This is a genomic window from Nostoc sp. (assembly GCF_035638895.1).
Classification (GTDB): domain Bacteria; phylum Cyanobacteriota; class Cyanobacteriia; order Cyanobacteriales; family Nostocaceae; genus Nostoc.
In genome coordinates, this window is record NZ_DASQZC010000679.1 from 1 (window position 1) to 2,022 (window position 2,022).

General features: G+C 40.9%; 2 protein-coding genes and 1 pseudogene. 2 read left to right on the top strand and 1 reads right to left on the bottom strand.

The window, feature by feature from the left end:
• Positions 1 to 352 precede the first annotated feature (352 nt).
• Both VE944_RS31850 and VE944_RS31855 read left to right on the top strand, forming a co-directional pair.
• A complete protein-coding gene (locus VE944_RS31850; protein ID WP_324987149.1) occupies positions 353 to 1,048 on the top strand; it encodes a reverse transcriptase domain-containing protein in 696 nt (231 codons plus the stop codon).
• A 249-nt stretch (positions 1,049 to 1,297) separates the two neighbouring features.
• A complete protein-coding gene (locus VE944_RS31855) occupies positions 1,298 to 1,642 on the top strand; it encodes an HNH endonuclease (protein WP_324987146.1) in 345 nt (114 codons plus the stop codon).
• Between the two features lie 250 nt (positions 1,643 to 1,892).
• Here VE944_RS31855 and VE944_RS31860 read toward each other — a convergent pair.
• A pseudogene (locus tag VE944_RS31860) lies at positions 1,893 to 2,022 on the bottom strand (HIT family protein); the annotation flags it as partial.

Sequence of the window (2,022 nt, forward strand, 5' to 3'; positions counted from 1 at the left end):
ATTATTCGTTTGAATATCGACTTAACCTTAACTTACACTATATGTTGATGGTATAGAAGCGTGAGTTGCTTCCGGTGGATACTGCCTCCTAAGTATTTGAAGGTGAGTGGCTATTTGCATCATCCTGTCGCTAAATATAAAACATGAATAGCACTAAGCACCGATATATTTATTAATAGTTAAGAGTTACCAAAATTTTATCGGCTAAGGCAACTTTCTGAGTGGGGTAAAAATGCCTGTATTCTTGACTGGGCTACAACTTTAGGTCGGGCAATGCTATAGACAACCACGAAACGAGCGAGTAACTATTATATCTATCAAATCTTGGCTATTTCTAAAGACCACAAGTGGTATCCGTAAGGTCAGGCAACAAATTAAAGCTTGGCTGAAATCTGGGGTGATAGACAAAGGAGCGTTTTCTGCCACATCTGAGGGTACGCCGCAAGGAGGTGTCATTTCACCATTGCTAGCAAACATAGCCCTCCACGGAATTGAAGAAAGGATAAAACAGGATTTTCCTAAAATGTCACAGACACAAAGGGAAACTTGGTTTCACAAAAAAGGTACTCAATTTGTACCTCCAAATATTATCCGTTACGCGGATGATTTTGTGATTCTCCATGAAAATAAAGCCGTTGTCCAAAGATGCCAAGAAATAATCTCGGAATGGTTAGCTGGCATAGGATTAGAATTAAAACCAGAAAAAACTCGGCTAACTCATACACTCAACCATGAGTTAAGTGAGGATGGTAAAGCCGGATTTGACTTCCTCGGTCATCACATCCAACAATACCCCGCCGGGAAATACCGGAGCAATATAGATGCTCACGGTAACATATTAGGTTTTAACACCCTCATCACCCCATCCGCGAAGGCGAGTAAGGCTCATCAAGAGGAAATCGGGAAAATCATCACAAAACATAGGTCTTCGCCCCAAACGGCACTAATAAAAGACCTCAACCCTGTCATAAGGGGGTGGACTTCCTATTTTTCAAAATCCGATATCACAACAGTCGGAGAACTTTCAAAACAAGATTACCTCACATAGCTGAAACTTCGACGATGGGCAAAACGTCGCTGTGGAAACATCAATGATGGACACATCAAATATTGGACTTCCATTGGCGGTAAGAACTGGGTATTCGCAACCAGGGAAGGGACAGCGAACCCCCTCCGGTTACTTAATCATAATGAGTTTGCTTGCAGTAGCACTGATTATGTAAAAGTTAAAAGCGATAAAAGCCCCTACGATGGCGACACAGTTTATTGGAGTAAAAGACTAGGGACACACCCCCAAATGCCCAATCGTAAGGCTAAGTTGTTAAAACTTCAAAAGGGTAAATGTCCTTGGTGCGGCTTAAGCTTCCAAGAATGGGATGTTTTAGAGGTAGACCACATCATCCCCAGAACGTTAAGCGGCAAGGATGAGTACAAAAATCTGCAACTATTGCATCGGCATTGTCACGACGAAAAGACCGCAATTGACTTAAAAGAAATTCGGAAGAAAAACCACTCAAAATTTCTAGATAAATTATCTCAATTCTGGAAAAAGTTTGATTGGGAGTGGATAAATGATATTCCTAATTTCATAGGTCATGCTGTCAGGAAGTCCGATATGACAAATGGGCAACACACTGAGTAGCCGTGTGCGGTGAAAGTCGCAAGCACGGTTCCGAATGGGAGGGGTGTTGCAGTAATGCACACCTCGACCCTACCCTCAGAATAAGAAAGTAGAGATTGTACTGAAAAAGCATGATAACAAAGCATTTAAGAGATGATCTCAACCTTATGAGATAAGTTTGAGCAAATCATGATGTTCCAGTAATTTTCATAATCACGTCAAAAAAGCCAAGTTATAGCAGAATTCTGGCTCCTGAATTCTTAGAGAAAAACTATTGTTTTTTAGGAATAACGTTCCTGATTCCACTTTTATTAGAGACAGTATCACCTTTGTAGCGAGGGATAATATGAATACTGGCGTGCATAATATTTTGACCTGCGGCTCGATTGATATTTATTCCT

Bases quoted from the DNA above. Each gene is read 5' to 3' on its own strand.
- VE944_RS31855 (WP_324987146.1), top strand. From the start codon at position 1,298: ATGCCCAATCGTAAGGCTAAGTTGTTAAAACTTCAAAAGGGTAAATGT.